The 4,246-nt window shown below is 68.0% G+C and carries 5 protein-coding genes; 3 read left to right on the plus strand and 2 right to left on the minus strand.

Features of this window, described 5'->3' with window-relative positions:
* Both VLA96_02785 and VLA96_02790 read right to left on the minus strand, forming a co-directional pair.
* Positions 1-539 (minus strand): YdcF family protein (locus tag VLA96_02785; GenBank protein HSE48113.1); only part of this gene is annotated, 539 nt, incomplete at its 3' end.
* Between the two features lie 9 nt (positions 540-548).
* Positions 549-1,235 carry an L-threonylcarbamoyladenylate synthase gene (locus VLA96_02790; protein ID HSE48114.1) on the minus strand — a complete coding sequence of 229 codons (687 nt, stop codon included), beginning with the start codon at positions 1,233-1,235 and terminating at the stop codon, positions 549-551.
* A gap of 122 nt (positions 1,236-1,357) precedes the next feature.
* Between VLA96_02790 and VLA96_02795 the strand changes: the two genes are divergently transcribed.
* Genes VLA96_02795 through VLA96_02805 form a run of 3 tightly spaced genes read left to right on the plus strand, consistent with a single transcriptional unit; the run spans position 1,358 to position 3,938 of the window.
* Positions 1,358-2,173, plus strand: a complete 816-nt coding sequence (locus VLA96_02795; protein ID HSE48115.1) for an RNA methyltransferase — start codon at positions 1,358-1,360, stop codon at positions 2,171-2,173.
* A gap of 27 nt (positions 2,174-2,200) precedes the next feature.
* Complete coding sequence (locus VLA96_02800) at positions 2,201-2,575, plus strand: GxxExxY protein (protein ID HSE48116.1); 375 nt, start codon at positions 2,201-2,203, stop codon at positions 2,573-2,575.
* A 40-nt stretch (positions 2,576-2,615) separates the two neighbouring features.
* Positions 2,616-3,938, plus strand: coding sequence for a replication-associated recombination protein A (locus tag VLA96_02805; protein HSE48117.1), 1,323 nt, complete (start codon positions 2,616-2,618; stop codon positions 3,936-3,938).
* Positions 3,939-4,246 lie beyond the last annotated feature (308 nt).

The following is a 4,246-nucleotide window of genomic DNA, read 5'->3' on the forward strand; positions in this document are numbered from 1 at the left end:
CCCAGCGGCTTCGCCTGCGGCCGCGGTGACGGATACACCGTCACGCCTTCGCGCTCCAGCATCTGCCGGATGCGGAACAGGTGGTACGGGTCGCTGACCGCGACGCAGTCCTTCATCCCGTTGCGCTTCAGGATGGCCGCCACGCGGCCGACCGATTCGCTGGTGTCGTCGCTCTGCGTCTCGGCGATCAGGCTGTGGTCGGGCACGCCGCGCGCCAGCAGGTAGTCGTGCCCCACGCCGCCTTCGGTGTACTTCGGGTCGCCGCCTTGCCCGCCGGTCGTGATGATGACCGGCGCCAGCCCGCGCTGGAACAGGTCGTAGCCGTGGTCGAGCCGCGCCCTGAACACCGGCGACGGTTTCCCGGAATACTGCGCGGCGCCGAACACGACGATGGCCGCCGCGGGACGCGCTTCGTCCGTGCGCGACTGCCGCACGATGCGCGCGTACACGACGCCGGCGTAAGCCAGGCACGCGAACAGCGCCAGCCAGACCAGCCGGCGCGCGACGCTTCTCCTGGAAGGATCCTTCGCGGCGGACAAACTCCCTCGTTACTCTTTGCCGAGGATCTGCTCGAGCTCCTGGCGCGTGATGGCGCCTTCGCGCTGCACCTCCCAGCGTCCGTCAGGATCGGTCAGATTCACGATGGTCGAGGCGACCGAGCGCGGCGACACGCCGCCGTCGACGATGATGGGGATGCGGTTCCCGAGCTGCTCCTGCACGCCCTTCGCCGTCGTGCATTCCTTCTCGCCCGAGATGTTCGCCGAGGTCGCGGTGATCGGCACGCCCGCGGCGCGGATGACGGCGAGCGGGATCTCCGCCGCCGGCACGCGCAGCGCCACGTTCCCGGTGTTCGCCGTGACCTTCAGCGGCAACCGCCGCGACGCCTTCACGATCAGCGTCAGCGGCCCGGGCCAGAACTTCCGCGCCAGCAGGTAGAAGATCTCCGTCTGCGGACGCGCCAGCTCTTCCGCCTGGTCCACGCTCTCGATCAGCAGCGAGAGCGGCTTGTGGCGCGACCGCGTCTTCACGTCGTAGATGGTGTCGACCGCGCGCAGGTTCAGCGGATCGGCGGCCAGGCCGTAGAAGGTGTCGGTCGGCATGCCCGCGACCTGGCCCGCGCGGATCCGCTCGGCCACGTAGCTGACCAGCCGCGGCTCCGGCTGGTTGGGGTTGATCTTGATGATCTCGGCTGGCAATCCTTTGCCTCGCGGCGCGGCGTTCGGCATCGCTCCCATCGCTGGCCCTCCGAAACGCGAAACGTAACATATCACTTTCCGGCGCCACAAGCCGCATCCCGATGTGGGTGCCCCCGCCCGAGCCGATTTTCTTCGGGTGGGACGCTAGAATCAAAGGGACCATGCCGACCGCCGACCGCAGCCGCCTCCGGAAGATCGCCAGCAGCTCCAACGCGCAGGTGCAGGCGCTCCGCCGCGCCTTCTCCAGGGGCGAGCTCACCGACGACGGCTTCACCGCCATCGAGAGCGTGCGCGTCATCGAGGAGGCCATCCGCAGCGGCCTGCGCTTCAAGGCGGTGTTCTTCGCCGAGTCCGCCGAGCCGCGCATCGCGAAGCTGCTGCCGCAGATCTCCAGCCACGCCGAAGCCCTGCTGCTTCCCGACGCGGTCTTCCAGAGCGCGGTCGCGACCGAGACGCCGCAGGGCGTCGCGGCGCTGGTCAAGCTCAAGGACTGGAGCTTCGACGACCTGTTCCAGAGCGAGCCGGCTCTGGTCGTCGTCGCCGCCGGGCTGCAGGATCCCGGGAATCTCGGCACCATCCTGCGCTCCGCGGAAGCCTTCGGCGCGAGCGGCGTGCTCACGGCCGAGAAGACCGTGAGCCACCTGAACTCCAAGGTCATCCGCGCGGCGGCGGGCTCGCTGTTCCGCCTGCCGGTGCTGCGCGTCGACGCCGCATCCGCGGTAAAGCAGCTGCGCGAGCGCGGGCTGCGCATCGTCGGGACGTCGTCGCACAAGGGCACGGCCGCCAGCGCTGCCGGCCTTCGGCAGCCGCTGGCGCTGTTCATCGGCAACGAAGGCGCGGGCTTGCCGCGCGAGGTCGCGCGCGAGCTCGACGAGACGCTCATGATCCCGCACTCGCCCAAGGTCGAGTCGCTCAACGCCGGCGTCGCCACTTCCATCCTCCTATACGAGATCTCTCGTCAGCGAAACCCGGTGTAACCACGGAGGCACGGAGGTCACGAAGAAATGCTTATCCAAGAGCAACTCACGCAAGAGATCATCGGGGCCGCCATCGAGGTACACCAGCATCTTGGGCCCGGTCTCCTTGAGTCCGCGTACGAGCAGTGCCTTTGCCGCGAGCTGAGCCTGCGCAATATCCCCTTCCGCCGGCAGGTGCAAATGCCCGTCGCCTACAAAGGACTGCAGCTCGACTGCGGCTACTGCATCGACATCATCGTCGCCGATAAAGTCGTCCTGGAACTGAAAGCCGTCGAGCAGTTGCTGCCCGTTCACGAAGCCCAACTTCTCACCTATTTGCGCCTCAGTGACATCAGGGTCGGCTTCCTCATCAACTTCAATGTTGCGGTCCTGAAGCGAGGCATCGTCCGACGGGTTTTATGAAAAGTATTCCTCCGTGCTCTCCGTGCCTCCGTGGTGAAACATGAGTCTCTTCGCGCCCATTCCGCAGGACGACCAGCTCGACCGCTCGCGGCCGCTGGCCGACCGCATGCGCCCGCGGACGCTCGACGAGTTCGTCGGGCAGGAGCACATCCTCGGTCCCGGCAAGCCGCTGCGCGTCGCCATCGAGCGCGACGACACCGGCTCCATCATCTTCTGGGGCCCGCCCGGGACCGGCAAGACCACGCTGGCGCACATCATGGCGCGCGCCAGCCACGCCCAGTTCGTCGAGTTCTCCGCCGTGCTCTCCGGCATCAAGGAGATCAAGGACGTGATGGCGCAGGCCGAGAAAGCCCGCCAGTACGGCACCCGCACCCTCGTCTTCGTCGACGAGATCCACCGCTTCAACAAGGCGCAGCAGGACGCCTTCCTCCCGCACGTCGAGAAGGGCAACATCCGGCTCATCGGCGCCACCACCGAGAACCCGTCGTTCGAGATCATCTCGGCGCTGCTCTCGCGCACCCGCGTCTACATCCTCAACGCGCTCACCGAGGAGCAGCTCGTCGACCTGCTGCGCCGCGCGCTCGCGGACAAAGAGCGCGGGCTCGGCGAGAGGAACGTCTCCGCCTCCGACGACGTCCTGAAGACCATCGCCAGCTACTCCTCGGGCGACGCGCGCGCCGCCTACAACGTGCTCGAGGTCGCCGCCAACACCGTGGGCGACGGCGGCGCCATCACGCCGGCCGTCGTCCAGGACGCCGTCCAGAAGCGCATCCTGATGTACGACAAGGCCGGCGAGGAGCACTACAACCTCATCTCCGCGCTGCACAAGTCGGTGCGCAACTCCGACGCCGACGCCGCGCTCTACTGGCTCGGCCGCATGCTCGAGGCCGGCGAGGACCCGCTCTACGTCGCGCGCCGCATCGTGCGCATGGCGGTCGAGGACGTCGGGCTGGCCGACCCGCGCGCGCTCTCCATCACGCTCGCCGCCAAGGACGCCATCGACTTCCTCGGCATGCCGGAGGGCGCGCTCGCCCTCGCCGAAGCCGCCGTCTACCTCGCGCTCGCGCCCAAGTCGAACGCGCTCTACACGGCTTACGGCGCGGTGCTCGAAGATGTCGAGCGGACCGCGCAGCAGCCCGTCCCGCTCCACCTGCGCAACGCCCCCACCGGACTCATGAAGTCCGTCGGCTACGGCAAGGGCTACCAGTACGCCCACGACCTGGAAGAGAAGGTCGCGGACATGCAGTGCCTGCCCGACGCGCTCGCCGGCCGCCGCTACTACCAGCCGACCTCCGAGGGCCTGGAAAAGAAACTCGGCGAGATGATCGAGGACCTGCGCCGGCGGCGGAATAAACAGCGGTAGAGACGGCCTTCTGGCCGTCTCTCTGTAGCGCCGGCGAAAATCCAACGCGGAGGCGCAGGGGACGCGGAGGTTCGTTTTCCGGTTTCCCGTTTCCCGTTTCCGGTTTCCCGAGCCCCCAATCTTGTCATTCCGAGCCGCGCGAGCCGAGTCCGCCGCGGCGGACGAAGGAGCGCGTGCGAGGAATCTGCTGTGCGATTTTTCAAAGAGCATCTGGCGCTTCGTCCCAACGGCGGGGACTGCGCGCCGGCCTTCGGCAGAGCGGTGGGCGCTTCGCGCCGGGCCCTTCCCCCGGGCTAAAGCCCGGGGCT

It is taken from the genome of Terriglobales bacterium (genome assembly GCA_035457425.1).
GTDB lineage: Bacteria > Acidobacteriota > Terriglobia > Terriglobales > Acidobacteriaceae > JACPNR01.